We start from the raw sequence: 18,414 nt of genomic DNA on the forward strand, positions 1-18,414 counted from the left end.
CATCGGTGGTCAGGCCAGCTTCTCCAGCAGCTCGGCCGCGAGCGGGGCGGCGGAGGCCGGGTTCTGCCCGGTGACCAGGTTGCGGTCGACGACCACGTGCGGTGCCCACGGCTCGCCGACCCGGACGTTCACGCCGGCCTCGGTCAGCCGGTCCTGGAGCAGCCACTTCGCCTTGTCGGCGAGGCCCGCCTGGGCCTCCTCGACGTTGGTGAACGCGGCGACGTCGTACCCGGCGAAGGTGTTGGTGCCGTCGTCCTTGGTGGCCGCCAGCAGCGCCGCGGGCGCGTGGCAGACGACGCCGAGCGGCTTGCCGGACTCCAGGGCGCGGGTGAGCAGAGCGCCGGACTCGGCGTCGACGGATAGGTCCTCCATCGGGCCGTGTCCGCCGGGGTAGAAGACGGCGGCGTAGTCGTCCAGGTTCACCTCCTCCAGCTTGATGGGGGAGCGCAGCTCGGTGTTCGCGGACACGGCGGCGGCCATGCGAGCCGCGTTCTCCTGGCCGTCGTTGAACTCGGGCGCGAGGCTGCCCGCGTCGACGGTGGGGACGACGCCGCCCGGCGTGGCCACGACGATCTCGTGCCCCGCCGCCTTGAACGCGTCGTACGGGGCGATGGCCTCCTCGGCCCAGAAGCCGGTGGGGTGCTGGGTGCCGTCGGCCAGGGTCCAGTGGTCGGCGCCGGTCATCACGAACAGGATCTTCGACATGGGGTGCTCATCTCCGCGGGAATCGTCGGGAAACGTCGGGAAACGTCGGTCCGGTGATGTCTTGACGTCTACGAAGGTAGGGCCGGGGGCCGTGGCCGACCAGCGGTGGGCTACCGTGCCCGCGTGGCAGAGCGGATCCAGTCGGTGGAGCGGGCGGCGCTGGTCCTGCGGCTGCTCGCGTCCGGGCCCCGGCCGTTCGGGGTGACGGAGCTGGCCCGCGCGATGGGCCTGCCCGCCCAGGCCCTGCACGGCATCCTCGGCACGCTGGTCGCCGCGGGGCTGGTGGAACAGGACCCGGCCACCGGCAAGTACCGGATCGGCGCCTCGCTGCTCCACCTGAGCAACGGCGACCTCGACACGAACGAGCTGCGCGCCCGCTCCCTGCACAGCGCCGACACCCTCGCCGCGCGCAGCGGCGAATCGGTCTGGATCGCCACACCGCACGAGGGCGGGGCTCTCGTCATCCACCACGTCTTCCGCCCCGACGACAGCGCCCAAGTCCTGCGCATGGGCGCGCACTTGCCGCTGCACGCCTCGGCCGTCGGCAAGACGCTGCTCGCCTTCGACCACGACCTGGACGTCCCCGAGAAGCTGCCGGCCTTCACCGACCGCAGCCTCACCGAACATGCCGCCCTGGCCGCGGAGTTGTACGAGATACGCCGCCGGGGCTGGGCCGCCGCCGTCGACGAGCACGCGGACGGCAGGGCCGCGATCGGCGCCCCGCTCCGCGACGCCTCGGGCCGTACGGTCGGCGCCATCAGCATCGCGGGCCCCACCCACCGCCTGACCGAAGCGGGCCGCGCCAGGGCGGACCTCGCGGCCCAGGTCACGGACGCGGCGGGGGAGATCGGCGCGGCGCTGGCGCGCTGAGCGGGCCGAGGGGTCTCAGGGCACGAGCACGATCCGGCCGAAGGCCTCACCGGAGTCCATCAACTGGTGCGCCTCCCCGGAGCGCGGTGAACCGCCGCCGCTGCTGTCGGTGCAGGCGGAAAGTTCTCCGCTCCGTCGTACAACCTTCAAACGATCTTGGTGGTCATGTGTGCGTGACCCCCGTGCCGCGTCCGGCGCGGGGGCTCGGTACCGAAAGAGGCCCACATGCGTTCCGCCGCCGTCCGTCGTTCCGTCCTGGCCGTGTCCGTCGCTGCCTGTTCGCTCGTGGTCACTGCCTGCGGCGCCGGTCAGGAGAGCGGCGAGAAGGCTGACGGGAAGGCGAGCGCCTCGCCGGCCGCGGTGAAGGCGCTCACCGCCGCCCAGTTGGAGAAGCGCGTGCTCGTGCAGGGGGATGTGGAGGGGCAGAAGATCACTGACCCGGGCAAGAAGGATGTCTTCGCGCCCGGCAGCGTCTCCGTCGGCAAGGCCGCGTGCGACCCCGTCGGTCAGGTCCTCTCGTCGTTGCCCCCGGCCGACCCCGCGGTGAGCGTGCAGCGGCTCGCCGTGCACGAGTCCGCGAAGGCCAAGAAGGGGATGCCCTCGGTGGACGAACTCGCGGGCATGACCGAGAAGGAGGCCAAGGATGCGACGATCGACTCGCTCGACGTCACCAGGACCACGGCCTCCCTCTGGTCCTACGAAGGGGACGGCGCGCAGCGCGCCCTCGACGCACTGCGGGCGGCAGGCAAGAAGTGCGCGGCGGGCTTCTCCATGACGGCGGACGGCGAGAAGCAGCAGATCACCCGGGTCGAGAGCGAGAAGCTCGCGGTCGGCGACGACGCGGTCGCCTGGACCGTCGGCACGAAGCAGGACGGTACGCTCGCCGACACCAAGATCGCCGTCGTACGGGTCGGCGGCACGCTCGCCGGGTTCTCGTCGTTCAACATCGCGGCGGTCACCCGTGGCGAGTCCTACGAGCAGCCGACCGACGTCATCGAGAAGCAGACGGCCAAGCTGGGCTGACGGCCAGGTCAGCTCGCGGGCGGTGCGAACTCCGGCTGGTCGAGGAGGCGCAGCCAGCTGCCGTCCGGCTGGCGGCGGACGACCTGGGCGCGGGCTCCGGTGCCGTCCTTCGGGGGCGTCGACGTCAGGGCGATGTCACCGCTGACGAGCGTCGGCAGCGGCTGTTCCGGTTCGAAGTGGGGGCGGTTCGCCAGCACCTTCGCCCACAGCTCGCGGATCGCCTCGCGCCCGACCGTCTCCTGGCCGGGCGGGTAGGCCAGCACCGCGTTCTCCTCGTAGAGCGCGGCGACGCCGGCCGCGTCGCCCGCGTTGGAGCGCTCGACGAACAGGCGGGTGATGTCCTCGGGGCGCATGGCCTTCTCGTACTCGGACTCCGGCATGAGGTTCCTCCTGGGTGCTGGCGCTGTGGCTGTCCTTGTCGTGATTCCAGCTTTGCCGCCCGCCGGGCAGAAGTCCAACAGATGGTTTCGCTAGAAACTAGAATCTGTGGTGATGGCGGACAGTCGTGGAGGAAGCTCATGGACCTGAGGCAGCTCGAATACTTCGTCGCGGTCGCCGAGGAACAGAACTTCACGCGCGCCGCCCAGCGGGTGCACATCAGCCAGTCCGGCGTCAGCGCGCAGATCCGGCAGCTGGAGCGTGAGCTCGGCGCGGAGCTGTTCGACCGCTCGGCCCGCACCGTCACGCTCACCGTCGCGGGCAAGGCCGCGCTCGAACAGGCCCGCGCCACCCTCGCCGCGGCCGGGACGATCGGCCGGGCGGTGGCAGAGGTGTCCCAACTGATCAGGGGGCGGCTCACCGTCGGCATGGTCATCGGCTGCACCATCACCCCGCTGTTCGACGCCCTCGCCGAGTTCCACGAGGCGCACCCGGGCGTCGAGCTCTCGCTCCTCGAAGACGGCTCCGACCGGCTCGTCGAGGGCGTGCGCGCGGGCGACATCGACCTGGCGCTCATCGGCACCGCGCACACCACCCCCGACGGCCTCGACGCCCTGACCATCATCGACGAACGGCTCGTCGTGGCGGTCCCGACCGGGCACCCGCTGGCCGAGCGACAGCGCGTCGAGCTCAGGGACCTCATCGCCCACCCGATCGTCTGCATGCCGCCCGGCACCGGCCTGCGCACGGTCTTCGACCAGGCGTGCGGCGCGCAGGGGCTGCACCCCACGATCGCGCTGCAGGCCAGCGCCGCGGACGCCATCGCGGCGCTCGCCGACCGCGGCCTCGGCGTCGCCGTACTGAGCGAGTCGATGGCCGCGAGCTACCGGGACCGGCTCACCGCCCGCACCATCGAAGACGTCGACACACCGGCGCTGCTCGCGCTGGTCTGGAAGCGGGCGCACAACCCGGCGCTGCGCGCGCTCCTTGAGCACGCGCGGCGGGCGTTCGCACGAGCGTGACGCCCCGGCCCGCCGCGTGTCACGAACCGCCGGGCGTCACGACCCGCCGCGCGTCACAGCTCGCCGTACTCGCCGACCCGCTTCCCCGCGACCCACGTCTGAAGCACCTTCGTCTGCCACACCGCCCGGCCGGACGGCAGGTCGAACGGGTCCGTGTCCGTGAGGACGAAGTCGCCCCACTTGCCCGGCTCCAGCGTGCCGAGGACGTGTTCCTGGTGGGCGGCGTGCGCGGGCTCCACCGTGAACGAACGCAGCGCCTCCACCGGCGTCATGGCCTGCTCCGGGTGCCAGCCGCCGGCCGGCTTCCCGTCCCGGTCGGTGCGGGTGACGGCGGCGTGCAGCCCGTCGAAGGGGTTCTCGGACGACACGGGGAAGTCCGAGCCGGACGGCAGGTGGGTGCCCTGGTCGAGCAACGTGCGCCAGGCGTAGGCACCCTTGATGCGCTCGGGGCCGATCCGGTCCTCGGCCATGTTCATGTCGTCGGTGGCGTGCACCGGCTGCATCGACGCGATGATGCCGAGCCTGCGCAGCCGCGGGATGTCCTCGGGCGAGAGCACCTGTACGTGCTCGATACGGTGCCGCATCCCGGCGTCACCGACGCGCCGGAAGGTCTGCTCGTACGCGTCCAGGACGACACGGTTGCCCCGGTCGCCGATCGCGTGCACCGCCGACTGGTAGCCGCCGCGCACCACTTGCTCGACGCGGCGCTGCAACTCCTCGGGCTCCACCTGGAGCAGCCCGCTGGTGTCCGGATCGTCGGCGTACGGGGCGAGGAGCGCGGCGCCGTGGCTGCCGAGCGCGCCGTCGATGTACTGCTTGACGGTGCGGATACGGACCATGTCGTCGGCGTAGGAGTCGGTGCGGGCGTCCGCGCCGATGTCGGTGAACGCCTTGTAGGAGAGGAAGGCGTTCACGCGGATCGTCAGCGCGCCCTCGTCCGCGAGCCGGCGCAGCACGACGACGCCGCTCGCGTCCGTGCCCGCCTCCGACACGGACGTCATGCCGACGCTGCCGAGCTGCTTCTGCGCGGCGAGCGCACGCGCGCGTACGTCGTCGAGAGTGGGCTCGGGCAGCTTGTCCTCCACCAGTGACTGCGCCGCGTCGATGAGGACTCCGGTCGCGTTGCCGGCGCCGTCGCGGACGATGCGGCCGCCGTCGGGGTCGGGGGTGTCCGCGGTGATCCCGACGGCCTTCAGCGCCGCCGAGTTGGCGACACCGGCGTGTCCGTCCACGCGGCCGAGCCACACCGGCCGGTCGTCGACGACCGCGTCCAGGTCGGCGGCGTTGGGCAGCCGACCGAGCCCCCACACGACCTCGTTCCAGCCGCGGCCGATGATCCACGCGTCGTCGGGATGCGCGGTGTCGTACGCGGCGAGCCGGTCCATCGCCTCCTTCAGGGAACGGGTCCCGACGAGGTTCAGCTCGACGGCGAGGGCGCCCAGCCCCCACAAGTGCCCGTGCGCGTCGTGCAGTCCGGGCAGCAGGACGCGGCCGCGCCCGTCGAGGCGGCGTATGCCCTTGGGGGCCGCGCCGACGTCGAGCGCGGCGACACGCCCTTCGGGGGTGAGCAGCATCCGGGAGAATCTGCGCAGCTTGCCGCGCGCGAGCGTGTAGCCGCGCACGTTGTCGACGAGCAGGGGACCCGGCCGTTCGGCCTTCGCAGGCCGGGAAGCGGCGGACGCGGAGGAGGCAGCGGAGGCGGACCCGGCGAACGCGCCGGACACGGCCACCGCGGCGGCCCCGGCCCCGGCCAGCTGGAGGAACTGCGCGCGGCTCATGCGGGGTGTGCGCGGCGTGGGACAGCAGGACTCACACATTCGACGTCTCCCTACAACAAGGTTTGCGGCCAGCAGAGTTGGCCGCAAGATGATCGAATCGAATCACTGGCCGAAGTTATGCAGTCACTGCCTGGTGGTCAAGATCCCGGCGGCGAGGCAGGGGCGTCGAGAAGGCTCACCACGGCCTGATCGGGCGCACCCCGATGCGTCTGCCGTCCTCGTCCAGCAGGTGGCCCATGCGCTTGACCGTGTGCAGGCCCACGATGCGGTCGGTGACCTCCAGGGTCGGCAGGCGTGCGCACAGGGCGGTCTCGCGGCGTTGGATGTCGCCGAGGTCGCGCACCCACAGGGTGGCGAAGATGTTCGTCCGGCCGGTGACCGCGGCGACGACGCGGCACTCGGGCAGCGCGGCGAGGGCGCGGTGGACCGCGGCGATGTCGCGGGCCGGGACGCGGCCGAGCAGCGAGACCGGCAGCGGTCGCCCCGCGAGCGCGTTCGCCATGTCGCAGCGGAGGGTGAGGACACCCGAGTCGCTGAGCCGGTGCAGGCGGCGGCGGACGGTGGCGGGGCTGGTGCCGGTGTGTGCGGCGAGCGCCGCCAGGCCGAGGCGGCCGTCGCCGACCAGGGCGTCGAGCAACGCCCGGTCCACCGCGTCGAGTTCGACCGTCGCCGCGGACTCGGGCGGCCGCGCGCCCGTCCGGCCGAGCGCGCTGAGCTGCCCCGGGTCCAGGGAGCGGAGCCGCCAGCGGCTGCCCTCCACGTAGAGGGATGTGGCGAAGAGGCAGTCGACCGCGATGACACCGGGCAGCGGTTCGAGGTGTGTCGTCACGAAGCGGGTGAGCGCGGGCAGGTCCGGGGCGAGGACATCGATGAGCAGATCGGCGCTGCCCGGCCCGGTGAGCTCGACGGTCACGGCCTCGGCCCGCTCGGACAGCTCCTGAGCGATACGTGTGCGGGTCCCGGGTCGGCAGCGCACCAGCACGAACGCCGTGCAGCGCGTGCGCGAGTACTCCCGCCCCGGCGCCGCGTACACCCAGGCGAGCCCCTCCGCGGTCAGCCGTTCCCAGCGGCGGGCGAGGGTGCTCGCGGTGACTCCCAGCGGCGGCGCGAGTTCGCTCCAGGAGGCGCGGGGGCGCAGCTGGAGGGCGTTGACGAGTGCGAGGTCCAGCTCGCTCACGGTGACCGTTTCTCGCATTCGGCATCCCACCTCTGCCCGTTTCCGACGAATCCGCGGACCGGTGCGACCGCAGCCCGCACAGTAGCCACCGCATTCGATTCCGGCCAGAAGGGACGTCCCGGTGGGCGCAGACATGGGCACAGGTGGATCGGCGGTGGGCACCGGTCGCGGCATGCTCGGCGCGATGGCGGTCGTCGTCGTGTTCAGCGGCGTCGTACAGGGCTATCTCACGCCGCTCCTCCCGGAGTTGGGGCAGCGGCTCGGCATCGGCGGAGTGGCCCAGAACAATCTCTATCTGCTGTCGCAGTGCGCGTTCGCCGTGCTCACCCCCCTGCTCTCGCGCCTCGGCGATCTGTACGGTCACCGCCGGCTGCTGCGGGTGGCGCTCACGATGGTCACGGCCGGTTCGCTGCTGATGGCGGTGTCGCCGACCGTGGTGACACTCGCCGTGGGAATGGTCCTGCAAGGCGCGGTGGTCGGGTTCTTCCCGCTGCTGGCCGGAATCCTGCGCTCCCGCGCCCCCGAACGCGGCCGCACAGGGATGTCGCTCCTCGTCGGCGCCCTGCTCATCGCCGTCGGTGTGGGCGGCCTCGTGGCGGGCGCGCTCAGCGAGCGGCATGCCGAGGCCGGACTGTGGGCCGCCGTGCCGGTCGCGGTGCTCGCCCTGGCCGCGGGCCTCGTACTGCCGGACAGCGACGGGGAGTTCGGCGGCCGGTTCCACTACGGGGCGGCGGTGCTGCTGACCATCGGCCTCGTCGCACTGGTCCTGGTGCTCGCGCAGGGCGGTGCGTGGGGGTGGACCTCGGCGCGCTCCCTGGGCACGGGCGCCCTCGCGGTGGTGGTGTTCCTCGCCTGGGTGACGGTGGAGCGCCGCGCGGCCCAGCCGCTGGTGAGCGTGGGCATGCTGCGGGACCGGCGGCTCGCGGCGGTCAGCGCCCACACGTTCTGCGCGGCCTTCGGCACGATCGGGTTCCTCGGCGCCAACGCCCTGTTCCTCGGCGCCGATCCGGCCGCCGTCGGCTACGGCATGGGGCTCGGCCCGCGGTCCATCGCGACGGTGTCCCTGGCCATGGTGGTGTGCGGCTTCGCCGGCTCCACGGCCACACCGCGCCTGGCCCGCCGCATCGGCGACCGCGCCGTCCTGGTCACCGGCGGAGCCCTCATCGGGCTCGGCTTCCTCGGCATGATCCTCTTCCACGCCACGCTCCCGCAGTACGTCGCCTCGGCGCTGGTCGTCGGCCTGGCCACCGGTGTCTTCGAGTCGATCACACGGACCCTGTCGGCGGAGATCGTGCCCGAGCGGCAGACCGCGCTGGCCGTGGGCATCAACGAACTCGCGCTGTCGCTGGGCGCGGCGATCGGCGCCGCCGTGATCGGCGGCCTCTTCTCCGCACACCAGCTCGGCGGCCACATCGCGCTCTCCGGCTACGTGTGGAGCTGGGGCACCTGCGCGGCGGTCGCGCTCATCGGCGGGGCACTCGCGCTGCTGTACGGGAGCGGGGCCACGGACGAACCTGTCGTACCCACCGTCGCGAAGGAGAGCCTCGCGTGATGACCCCGGATTCCCTGCACGACGACGTGACCCGGGCGGTCCGGACCGGACGCGAGCGGCTCATCGCCCTCAGCCACAGCCTGCACGCCGAACCCGAGATCGCCCTTGAGGAATACCTCTCGGCCACGAAGATCGCCGAGCTGCTCGACGCCGCCGGGTTCACGGTCACCCGCCCCCTCGACTCGCTGCCCACCGCGCTCGACGCGACGTACGGCAGCGGCGAGTTGGTGCTCGCCTTCTGCGCCGAGTACGACGCGCTGCCCGGCATCGGCCATGCCTGCGGGCACAACGTGAACGGCGCCGCGGCGGTCGGCGCGGCGCTCGGCCTCGCGGCCGTCGCCGACCGACTCGGCGTCACCGTACGGCTCATCGGCACGCCCGCGGAGGAGGACATCGGCGGCAAGGTGCTGCTCATCGAGGCGGGCGTCTTCGACGACGTGGCCGCGGCGCTGATGGCGCACGCCGCACAGGAGGACACCGTCGGCGCCTCCTCCCTCGCGATCGGCGCCTGGGACATCACCTACCGGGGCCGGCCGGCCCATGCCGCCCTCGCGCCATGGGAGGGCGTGAACGCGCTCGACGCGCTGACCGTCGCCCAGACCGCGATCGGCGTACTGCGCCAGCAGCTGCCACCGGGCTCCCTGGTCCACGGCATCGTCACCGACGGCGGCCGGGCCCCGAACGTCATCCCGGACACCGCCGCCGCCCGCTACGAGGTACGGGCCCCCACCGTCGAACAGCTCACGGCGGTCCAACGCCGGGTCCGCGCCTGCTTCGAGGCGGGCGCCCTCGCCACCGGCGCGCACCTCGAACTCGCCCCGCACGGCCGGGACTTCGCGGACCTGCGCCAGGACCCGTTCCTGACCGAGGCCTACGTGGCCGCCGCCCGCTCCCTCGGCCGCACCCCGCTGCCCCGGCACGGCTCCACCACCGCGTCCACCGACATGGGCAACGTCTCCCGCCTGCTGCCCGCGATCCACCCCACCATCGGCTACGACACCGCGGGCGCGAGCCAGCACACCGTCGAGTTCGCGGCGCACGGCACCACCCCCGGCGCGGACCGCGCGGTGACCGACGGGGCGTCGGCGCTCGCCCTCGCCGCGGTGGCCGCGGCGACGGACAGTGAGCAGCGCAGCCGCCTACTGAGCGGTGTCGAGCACCGTCGTGCCCAGCGGCAGGGGGCCGCCGGCCCCGTCTGAGCGGGCCGACGACCGCCCGCCGGCCGGCTCATCGCCGCCTCATCGCCGTCCGACATTCGAGTGCGGCTTGACGAAACGGCCCCTTGGACGGCTCAATTGGTCCATGACTGCCCTGCGCTTGGTTTCGCGTGACTACATCGACTTCGGTCGGGTGTGCTCCGCGGCGTGTTGCGCCTAAAGCGGCAGTGGGCCCTCTGACCGGCCCTTTTCTTTCTCGGTGACTCCCTCGGCGGCCCTTTCGGGGCCCCCGTTGCGGGCCGAGCCCTGACGCCTCGCGCGCTGCCACCCCACGCATTCCACGACGCCCCGCGTCGTCACGCCCGTATCGACCCGTCTCCGTGACGCGTCGTCAATTCCGCCTGCGCGCGCGGCTGTTCCGGCCTGCCCGCATGCGGTTTTCGCCGCCTCCGAAAGGCCCACCCCATGCCCGTGGAATTCCTCGGCATCGCCGCCACCCATGACGGCTCCGAAACCACTCCCCGTTCCGGCGCCGCCTTCGACAAGGAGTACACACTCCGTCTCGCCCGCGCCCATGAGGACCACGACTGGGACCGGGTGCTGTTCGCGTACGGCTCCGGGTCGCCGGACCCGGCACCGGCCGCCGCCTACATAGCGAGCCACCTCGACCGCCTGCAGATCCTGCTCGCCCACCGGCCCAACGTCTCGTACCCCACCTTCGCCGCCAAGACCTTCGCCACCCTCGACCAGATCAGCGACGGCCGGCTCACCGTCCACTTCATCACCGGCGGCAACGACCACGAACAGGGGCGCGAGGGCGACACCCTCACCAAGGACGAGCGGTACAGCCGCACCCGCGAGTACATCCAGCTCGTCAAGAAGATCTGGACCACCCACGAGCCCTTCGACCACGAGGGTGAGCACTACCGGTTCCACGACTTCGTCAGCGATGTCTTCCCCGTCCAACAGCCGCGCCCTGGCGTCTCGTTCGGAGGATCCTCGGCCGCCGCGTACGCCGCCGGTGGCGCGGAGGCCGACATCTACTGCCTGTGGGGCGAGCCGCTGGCGAAGACCGCCGAGCAGATCGAGACCGTGAAGGCCGCAGCGAAGGCCGCGGGCCGCACCGACACCCCGCGCATCCAGGTCGCCTTCCGCCCGATCATCGCGCCGACCGAGGAACTGGCCTGGGAGAAGGCCCATCGCACGGTCGGCGCGATCAAGGCCCGGAAGGAGCGGGGCGAGCGCATCGGCAAGCGCCACCACGGGCACGCCGAGCCCCAGAACACCGGCTCCCAGCGGCTCATCGCCATCGCCGAGGCGGGGGAGCGCTACGACCGCGCCCTGTGGACCCCGACCGCCGCCGCGACCGGCGGCGCGGGCAACTCCAACGCCCTCGTCGGCACGCCGGAGACGGTGGCCCAGGCGCTCCTCGACTATTACGACCTCGGTGTCGACATCCTCTCTGCGCGCGGCTACGACCTGCTGGACGACGCGATCGACTTCGGCCGGTACGTGATCCCGATCGTGCGCGAGGAGGTCGCCAAGCGCGACGCCGAGCGCGCCGCACGCGGGACCGAGGCGCCGGCGGCGGTGGGCGCATGACCTCCCTGGCCCAACCACCAGCGCCATCCGGTGATTTGACGGTTGTTCACGTCCCCGTCTCCGACCCGCGTGTCGAGCCGCTGCTGCGCGAGCTCGGCGACGAGTACTCGACCCGGTACGGCAAGGACGCCCACGCCGAGATCGCCCGGTACCCCGACGAGGAGTTCACGCCCGCCCACGGCGGGCTGCTGCTCCTTGTCCTCGAGAACGGTGAACCCGTCGCGGGCGGCGCCTTCCGCCGCTACGACGCCGACACCGCCGAGCTGAAGCGGATCTGGACCCACTCCGCCCACCGGCGGCGCGGGCTCGCCCGCCGCGTCGTCGACGAGCTGGAGCGCGAGGCGGACGAGCGCGGCTACCGGCGGATCTACCTCACCACCGGGCCCCGCCAGCCCGAGGCCCGCGGCCTGTACCTGACCACCGGGTACACGCCGCTCTTCGACACCGAGGCCGACCCCGAGTCCATCGGCCCGCTGCCGTTCGAAAAGCACCTCCCCGGCGCCGCGCCCTCGGCACCGGCCCCGGCCACCCCGGACGATCCGGCCTCCCTCAAGGTCGTCCCCATCCGCCACTACGCCCGCTGGGTCGCGGCCGCCGCCGTGCTCGTCATCGTCGCCCAGTTCGCGCACGGCCTGCTGACCAACCCCGTATGGGAATGGGACGTCTTCCGCGACTACGTCCTGTCCGAGACGATCGTGCAGGCCGTCTGGGTGACGCTCCAACTCACCGCCTACGCCACGGTGTTGGGGTTCCTTCTCGGTACCGTGCTGGCCTTCATGCGGCTCTCGCAGAGTCCGGTGCTGCAGACCGTGGCCTGGACGTACATCTGGATCTTCCGGTCCATCCCGATGATCGTCCAGCTCGTCTTCTGGTTCAATCTCAGCGCGCTTTACAAGGAGTTGGGCCTCGGCATCCCCTTCGGCCCGGTGTTCTGGTCCGTCGACAGCAACAGCCTCATCGGCACCATCGGCGCCGCCATCATCGGCCTCACCCTGCACCAGGCCGCGTACGCCGCCGAGATCGTCCGCGGTGGTGTCATCTCCGTCGACCGGGGCCAGCTGGAGGCCGCCGCGGCCCTCGGCATCCCGCGCCTGAGGCAGGTGCGCCGGATCGTGCTTCCGCAGGCCATGCGCGCCATCCTGCCCACGGCGGGCAACGAGATCATCGGCCTGCTCAAGGGCACATCGGTGGTCTACGTGATGTCCATCGGCGAGCTCTTCTACCAGGCCCAGGTCATCTACGGCCGCAACGGCCGGGTGATCCCGCTGCTCCTCGTCGCCACCGCCTGGTACGTGGTCCTGACCTCACTCCTTTCCATCGCCCAGCACTACGTGGAACGCCGCTACGCCCGCGGCACCGCCCCGAAGACCCTCCGGGTCCGAGCCCTGGGAGGCCGACGATGAGCAAGCCCATGGTGGACATCCAGGACGTCCACAAGAGTTTCGGCCCGCTGGAGGTGCTGCGCGGCGTCGACCTGCGCGTGCACGCCGGCGAGGTCACCGTGATCCTCGGCCCGTCAGGATCGGGGAAGTCCACGCTGCTGCGCACCATCAACCACCTGGAGAAGGTGAACAGTGGCTGGATCAGCATCGACGGCGAACTCATCGGCTACCGCCGCTCGGGGAGCAAGCTGCACGAGCTGCGGGAGAAGGACGTCCTGAAGCAGCGCACCCACATCGGGTTCGTCTTCCAGGACTTCAACCTCTTCCCGCACCTGACCGTCCTCGACAACCTGATCGAGGCCCGCGTCTCCGCCCTGCGCCGCCCGCGCAAGGCGGCGGAGGACACCGCACGGGCGCTGCTGGAACGGGTGGGGCTCGGCGACCGCGCCGACTCCTACCCGCGTCAGCTCTCCGGCGGCCAGCAGCAGCGCGTGGCCATCGCCCGCGCGCTCGCCCTCGAACCCAAGGTGCTGCTCTTCGACGAGCCCACCTCCGCGCTCGACCCGGAGCTGGTGGGTGAGGTCCTCGATGTCATCAAGGACCTGGCGAGCACCGGCACCACGATGATCGTCGTCACCCATGAGATCGGCTTCGCCCGCGAGGTCGCCGACACCGTGGTGTTCATGGACGGCGGTGTCGTCGTGGAGCAGGGGACACCCGCGGCCGTCCTCGACGCCCCGCGGCACGAACGTACCCGCGCGTTCCTCTCCAAGGTCCTGTGACCCACCCCGCCTCCGTTCCGTACGCAAGGAGAACCACCACCGTGCCCACCACCCTCGTCCGGCGCCGCACCACCACCGCGGCCGCGCTCTCGCTCGCCGCCTCCCTCCTGCTCGCCGCCTGCAGCAACCCCTCCGACGGCGGCACGACCGAGGTAGCGGGCAAGTCCGGGACCAAGACGAAGATCAACATCAGTCCCGAGCAGCACCGCGTCACCACCGGCAAGGTCGCCTCCATAGCCGACGAGGTGCCCGCGAAGATCCGTAAGAGAGGCACCCTGGAGGTCATCGGCTCCTCCAGCTCCGCCGCGCCGCTCGGCTTCCACGCCACCGACAACAAGACCGTCATCGGCGTCGAGCCCGACCTTGCCTACCTGGTCGCCGACGTCCTCGGCCTCAAGGTGCACCGCACCACGGCCTCCTGGGAGAACATCTTCGTCGGCCTCGACAGCGGCAAGTACGACGTGGGCCTGAGCAACATCACCGTCACCGAGGAGCGCAAGGAGAAGTACGACTTCGCCACCTACCGCAAGGACAACCTGGGCTTCGAGGCGAAGAAGGGCAGCGGCCTGAAGGTCACGGGCCCGAAGGACGTGGCGGGCAAGACGGTCGCCGTGGGCAGCGGCACCAATCAGGAGAAGCTGCTCATCGAGTGGAGCAAGGCGAACGTGAAGGCCGGCCGCAAGCCGGTCGACATCAAGTACTACCAGAACGACAGCGACACCTATCTCGCCCTGCAGTCCGGCCGCATCGACATCTATCTCGGCCCCAACCCGACCGCCGCCTACCACGCGGCCAGCACCGGGAAGACCGAGGTCATCGGCACGTACTCCGGCGCGGGCGCCGAACTCCAGGGCCTCATCGCCGCCACCACCAAGAAGGACAGCGGGCTCGTGAAGCCGCTCGCCGACGCGCTCGACCACGTCATCGACGACGGCAGCTACGCGAAGGTCCTCAAGCGCTGGGGGCTGTCCGACGAGGCCGTGACCAAGTCGAGGATCAACCCGCCCGGACTGCCCAAGACCGCCCAGTAGTTCCTCCTGCAGTCACTTCTGCCGGCTGTTCCAGAAAGGCACCGTCGTGTCTCCATCTCCCTCCCTGCACCTCGCCGTCGCCCTCGACGGCACCGGGTGGCACCCCGCCTCGTGGCGCGAGCAGGTGTCCCGGCCGCGCGACCTGCTGAGTGCCGACTACTGGGCCGAGCTCGTCGCCGAGGCCGAGCGGGGCCTGCTCGACTTCGTCACCATCGAGGACGGACTCGGACCGCAGTCCAGCCACTTCCTCGAACCCGACGAGCGCACCGACCAGGTCCGCGGCCGCCTCGACGCCGTACTGATCGCCTCGCGCATCGCCCCGCTGACCCGGCACATCGGCCTCGTCCCGACAGTCGTGGTCACGCACACCGAACCGTTCCACCTCTCCAAGGCGATCGCCACCCTCGACTACGTCAGTGAGGGCCGCGCGGGACTTCGCGTACAGGTCACCGCCCGCCCGAACGAGGCCGACCACTTCGGCCGCCGCACCATCGACCGCATCGAGGCCTACGACAGCCCGGAAGCAAGGGAGTTGGTGACCGAACTCTTCGACGAGGCCACCGACTACGTCGAGGTCGTGCGACGGCTCTGGGACAGCTGGGAGGACGGCGCCGAGATCCGGGACGCCGCGACGGGCCGCTTCATCGACCGGGACAAGCTGCACTACATCGACTTCGAGGGGAGCCACTTCAGCGTCCGCGGCCCCTCCATCACACCCCGGCCGCCGCAGGGCCAGCCGCTCGTCACCGCCCTCGCGCACGACACCGTCCCGTACCGCCTGGTGGGCCGCGCCACCGACGTCGGCTACGTCACCCCGCACGACGCCGAGCAGGCCCGCACCATCGTGGGCCGGATCCGCGCCGAGCAGGACACGGCCGGGCGGTCCGGTGAGCCCCTGCATGTCTTCGGGGACCTGGTGGTGTTCCTCGACGAGGACCCCGCCGCCGCAACGGCCCGCAGGGACCGGCTCGACGCGCTCGCCGGATCACCGTACGAGAGCGACGCCCGGATCTTCGCGGGCACCCCCGCCCAACTCGCCGATCTGCTCCAGGAGTTGCAAGCCGCCGGACTCACGGGGTTCCGGCTGCGCCCCGCCGTCGTGGGGCACGACCTGCCGGCGATCACCAGGGGTCTCGTCCCCGAACTCCAGCGCCGTGGTGTCTTCCGCCGCGCGTACGAGGCCGACACCCTGCGCGGTCTCCTCGGCCTGGACCGCCCCGCCAACCGCTACGCCGCCGCGTGAGCCGGAGGGAACAGTCATGACCAAGCCACTGAAGCAGATCCACCTGGCCGCCCATTTCCCCGGCGTCAACAACACCACCGTGTGGAGCGACCCGCGGGCCGGCAGCCACATCGAGTTCAGTTCCTTCGCGCATTTCGCGCGCACCGCCGAACGTGCCAAGTTCGACTTCCTGTTCCTCGCCGAGGGGCTGCGGCTGCGCGAACAGGGCGGGGAGATCTACGACTTGGACGTCGTCGGCCGCCCCGACACCTTCACGGTCCTCGCCGCGCTCGCCGCCGTCACCGAGCGCATCGGGCTCACCGGCACCATCAACTCGACCTTCAACGAGCCCTACGAGGTGGCCCGCCAGTTCGCCAGCCTCGACCACCTGTCCGGCGGCCGCTCCGCTTGGAACGTCGTGACCTCCTGGGACGCCTTCACCGGCGAGAACTTCCGCCGCGGCGGCTTCCTCCCGCAGCGCGAACGCTACTCGCGCGCCCGGGAGTTCCTCGCCACCGCGAACGAACTCTTCGACTCCTGGCACGACGACGAGATCCTCGCCGACCAGGAGACCGGCGCCTTCCTGCGCGACGCCAAGGCCGGCTCCTTCGCGCACACCGGAGCGCACTTCGACATCCACGGCCGGTTCAACGTCCCGCGCTCCCCGCAGGGCCGCCCGGTCGTCTTCCAGGCGGGTGACTCCGACGACGGCCGCGAGTTCGCCGCCGCCGAGGCCGACGCCATCTTCAGCCGGCACGGCACCCTCGACGCGGGCCGGGACTTCTACGCGGACGTGAAGTCCCGCCTCACCAAGCACGGCCGCCGCGCCGACCAGCTGCTCATCCTGCCCGCCGCCACCTTCGCCCTCGCCGACACCGACGCGGAGGCCGAGGAGCTCGCCCGCGAGGTGCGCCGCCACCAGGTCAGCGGGGCCACCGCCCTCAAGCACCTGGAGTTCGTCTGGAACCGGGACCTGTCCTCGTACGACCCGGAAGGCCCGCTGCCCGACATCGACCCGGACGTCAGCGACACCCACATCGCCGAGGGCCGCGCCCAGGTCCGCATGTACCGGGACCCCCTCGCAACCGCCCGCGAGTGGCGCGAGCTCGCCGCCGCCAACAAGTGGTCCATCCGCGACCTCGTCATCCACACCGGCAACCGGCAGAACTTCGTCGGCTCCCCGGCCACCATCGCGAAGACCATCAACGACTACGTCCAGGCCGACGCCGCCGACGGCTTCATCCTCGTCCCGCACCTCACCCCCGGCGGCCTGGACGAGTTCGCCGACCGGGTGGTCCCGCTCCTCCAGGAACAGGGTGTCTTCCGCACGGAGTACGAGGGCACGACCCTGCGCGACCACCTCGGCCTGGCCCACCCCGACGACGCCCCCGCGACCACCGAGGAGTTCTCCCGTGTCTGACATCCCCCTCGCCGTCCTCGACCTGGTCCCGGTCCCGTCCGGCTCGACCGCGGGCGACGCCCTGCGCAACTCCATCGACCTCGCCCAGCAGGCCGAGCGGTTCGGCTACGCCCGCCACTGGTTCGCCGAGCACCACCTCAACCCCGGTGTCGCCGGCACCTCGCCCGCTGTCGTCCTCGCCCTGACCGCCTCCGCCACCGAGACCATCCGGCTCGGCTCCGGCGCCGTGCAGCTCGGACACCGCACCGCGCTGTCCACGGTGGAGGAGTTCGGGCTCCTCGACGCGCTGCACCCCGGGCGCATCGACCTGGGGCTCGGCCGCTCGGGCGGACGGCCGCCCGCGCAGCCCACCTCGCCGCGGCCGACCGCGACCCCGGTCGTCGACGGCGCCGCACCCAACGGCCTCGTCATCCCGCCCCGCTTCTCCTTCGAGCACCTCCTCGGCTCGCCCCGCGTCGCGCTGCAACGAAAGCTGCTCCAGCAGCCGGGCGCACAGGCGCAGGACTACGCCGAGCAGATCGACGACATCCTCGCCCTGCTCGCCGGCGCCTACATATCCCCGGACGGCATCGAGGCACACGTCGTGCCCGGGGAGGGCGCCGACGTCGACGTGTGGATCCTCGGCAGCAGCGGCGGCGAGAGCGCCGAGGTGGCGGGCGCGCGCGGACTGCCGTTCGCCGCGAACTACCACGTCAGCCCCGCCACGGTGCTGGAGGCGGTGGAGGGCTACCGGTCCTTCTTCAAGCCCTCCGACGCCCTCGACGAGCCGTACGTCAGTGTCTCCGCCGACGTCGTCGTCGCCGAGGACGACGCCACCGCCCGCGAACTCGCCACCGGCTACGCCCCGTGGGTGCGCAGCATCCGCAACGCAGAAGGAGCCATCGACTTCCCGACACCGGAAGAGGCGCGCAAGTACGCGTGGAGCGACGCCGACCGGGCCCTCGTGCAGGACCGCATCGACACCCAGTTCGTCGGCTCGCCGAGCACTGTCGTCCGCCGCCTCGCCCAGCTCCAGGAGGCGACCGGAGCCGACGAGCTGCTCATCACGACGATCACCCACGACCACGCCGACCGGGTCCGCTCCTACGAGCTGCTGGCCGAGGAGTGGAAGCGCTCTTGACGCGGAGTCCACACGGCCACACACTCCTCTAAGGGAATCCTAGTGAAACGGTAGGGAATGATGGACGGTGCGGCGCGCGACCCCGGCAGCTCGGCTGTCCGCGCCGCCGTCGGGGCCCTGCCCCGGCTCACGTCCCGCCGTCACATCGATCTCGTGCGGGTCTGCAGCGCGGCGAGTTCTCCCCACGGCGGCG

The 18,414-nt window shown here is 71.8% G+C and carries 16 protein-coding genes and 1 pseudogene; 13 read left to right on the forward strand and 4 right to left on the reverse strand.

The annotated features are described in order from the left end of the window. Nucleotides 1-9: 9 nt before the first annotated feature. Nucleotides 10-705, reverse strand: coding sequence for a type 1 glutamine amidotransferase domain-containing protein (locus tag OKJ99_RS00180; RefSeq protein WP_326013495.1), 696 nt, complete (start codon nucleotides 703-705; stop codon nucleotides 10-12). 123 nt (nucleotides 706-828) lie between these two features. Here OKJ99_RS00180 and OKJ99_RS00185 point away from each other — a divergent pair, with 123 nt between their 5' ends. Both OKJ99_RS00185 and OKJ99_RS00190 read left to right on the forward strand, forming a co-directional pair. Then, nucleotides 829-1,575: an IclR family transcriptional regulator gene (locus tag OKJ99_RS00185; RefSeq protein ID WP_326013496.1), complete on the forward strand. Its 747-nt coding sequence runs from the start codon at nucleotides 829-831 to the stop codon at nucleotides 1,573-1,575. 225 nt (nucleotides 1,576-1,800) lie between these two features. Further along, nucleotides 1,801-2,598: a hypothetical protein gene (locus OKJ99_RS00190; protein ID WP_326013498.1), complete on the forward strand. Its 798-nt coding sequence runs from the start codon at nucleotides 1,801-1,803 to the stop codon at nucleotides 2,596-2,598. Between the two features lie 8 nt (nucleotides 2,599-2,606). On the opposite strand, the gene OKJ99_RS00195 is transcribed toward OKJ99_RS00190, so the two are convergent. Continuing rightward, nucleotides 2,607-2,978: a YybH family protein gene (locus OKJ99_RS00195; protein WP_326013499.1), complete on the reverse strand. Its 372-nt coding sequence runs from the start codon at nucleotides 2,976-2,978 to the stop codon at nucleotides 2,607-2,609. A 138-nt stretch (nucleotides 2,979-3,116) separates the two neighbouring features. On the opposite strand from OKJ99_RS00195, the gene OKJ99_RS00200 reads away from it, so the two are divergent. Further along, nucleotides 3,117-3,998: a LysR family transcriptional regulator gene (locus OKJ99_RS00200; protein ID WP_326013500.1), complete on the forward strand. Its 882-nt coding sequence runs from the start codon at nucleotides 3,117-3,119 to the stop codon at nucleotides 3,996-3,998. A 53-nt stretch (nucleotides 3,999-4,051) separates the two neighbouring features. Here OKJ99_RS00200 and OKJ99_RS00205 read toward each other — a convergent pair whose 3' ends face one another. Continuing rightward, nucleotides 4,052-5,776: an amidohydrolase gene (locus tag OKJ99_RS00205; protein ID WP_326013501.1), complete on the reverse strand. Its 1,725-nt coding sequence runs from the start codon at nucleotides 5,774-5,776 to the stop codon at nucleotides 4,052-4,054. A gap of 175 nt (nucleotides 5,777-5,951) precedes the next feature. Further along, on the reverse strand, nucleotides 5,952-6,953 hold the full coding sequence (locus tag OKJ99_RS00210; RefSeq protein WP_326013503.1) for an Lrp/AsnC family transcriptional regulator: 1,002 nt from the start codon (nucleotides 6,951-6,953) through the stop codon (nucleotides 5,952-5,954). A 154-nt stretch (nucleotides 6,954-7,107) separates the two neighbouring features. On the opposite strand from OKJ99_RS00210, the gene OKJ99_RS00215 reads away from it, so the two are divergent. The 10 genes and pseudogenes from OKJ99_RS00215 to OKJ99_RS00260 all read left to right on the forward strand — a co-directional run bounded on the left by OKJ99_RS00215 (nucleotide 7,108) and on the right by OKJ99_RS00260 (nucleotide 18,221). Continuing rightward, a complete protein-coding gene (locus OKJ99_RS00215) occupies nucleotides 7,108-8,505 on the forward strand; it encodes an MFS transporter (protein WP_326013504.1) in 1,398 nt (465 codons plus the stop codon). Further along, the gene (locus OKJ99_RS00220) at nucleotides 8,505-9,704 is read left to right on the forward strand and encodes an amidohydrolase (protein ID WP_326013505.1); all 1,200 of its coding nucleotides are present in this window, start codon (nucleotides 8,505-8,507) and stop codon (nucleotides 9,702-9,704) included. The genes OKJ99_RS00215 and OKJ99_RS00220 overlap by 1 nt, the downstream gene beginning before the upstream one ends. A 423-nt stretch (nucleotides 9,705-10,127) precedes the next feature. Beyond that, the gene (locus OKJ99_RS00225) at nucleotides 10,128-11,264 is read left to right on the forward strand and encodes an LLM class flavin-dependent oxidoreductase (protein ID WP_326013506.1); all 1,137 of its coding nucleotides are present in this window, start codon (nucleotides 10,128-10,130) and stop codon (nucleotides 11,262-11,264) included. Continuing rightward, nucleotides 11,261-11,701 (forward strand): annotated as a pseudogene (locus OKJ99_RS00230) (GNAT family N-acetyltransferase); the annotation flags it as partial. The gene OKJ99_RS00225 and the pseudogene OKJ99_RS00230, both read left to right, overlap by 4 nt. A 36-nt stretch (nucleotides 11,702-11,737) precedes the next feature. Beyond that, entirely contained in the window at nucleotides 11,738-12,667 is a 930-nt protein-coding gene (locus OKJ99_RS00235; RefSeq protein WP_326013824.1) for an amino acid ABC transporter permease, read from the forward strand. After that, the gene (locus OKJ99_RS00240) at nucleotides 12,664-13,428 is read left to right on the forward strand and encodes an amino acid ABC transporter ATP-binding protein (protein ID WP_326013507.1); all 765 of its coding nucleotides are present in this window, start codon (nucleotides 12,664-12,666) and stop codon (nucleotides 13,426-13,428) included. Before OKJ99_RS00235 ends, OKJ99_RS00240 begins: the two co-directional genes overlap by 4 nt. 41 nt (nucleotides 13,429-13,469) lie before the next feature. After that, a complete protein-coding gene (locus OKJ99_RS00245; RefSeq protein ID WP_326013508.1) occupies nucleotides 13,470-14,459 on the forward strand; it encodes an ABC transporter substrate-binding protein in 990 nt (329 codons plus the stop codon). 46 nt (nucleotides 14,460-14,505) lie between these two features. Further along, the gene (locus tag OKJ99_RS00250) at nucleotides 14,506-15,702 is read left to right on the forward strand and encodes an LLM class flavin-dependent oxidoreductase (protein ID WP_326013509.1); all 1,197 of its coding nucleotides are present in this window, start codon (nucleotides 14,506-14,508) and stop codon (nucleotides 15,700-15,702) included. A gap of 16 nt (nucleotides 15,703-15,718) precedes the next feature. After that, nucleotides 15,719-17,101, forward strand: coding sequence for an NtaA/DmoA family FMN-dependent monooxygenase (locus OKJ99_RS00255; RefSeq protein ID WP_326013510.1), 1,383 nt, complete (start codon nucleotides 15,719-15,721; stop codon nucleotides 17,099-17,101). Further along, nucleotides 17,094-18,221, forward strand: a complete 1,128-nt coding sequence (locus OKJ99_RS00260) for an LLM class flavin-dependent oxidoreductase (protein WP_326013511.1) — start codon at nucleotides 17,094-17,096, stop codon at nucleotides 18,219-18,221. Before OKJ99_RS00255 ends, OKJ99_RS00260 begins: the two co-directional genes overlap by 8 nt. Nucleotides 18,222-18,414 lie beyond the last annotated feature (193 nt).

Origin of the sequence: Streptomyces endophyticus (assembly GCF_035798155.1) — a bacterium.
Classification (GTDB): Bacteria; Actinomycetota; Actinomycetes; order Streptomycetales; family Streptomycetaceae; genus Streptomyces; species Streptomyces endophyticus.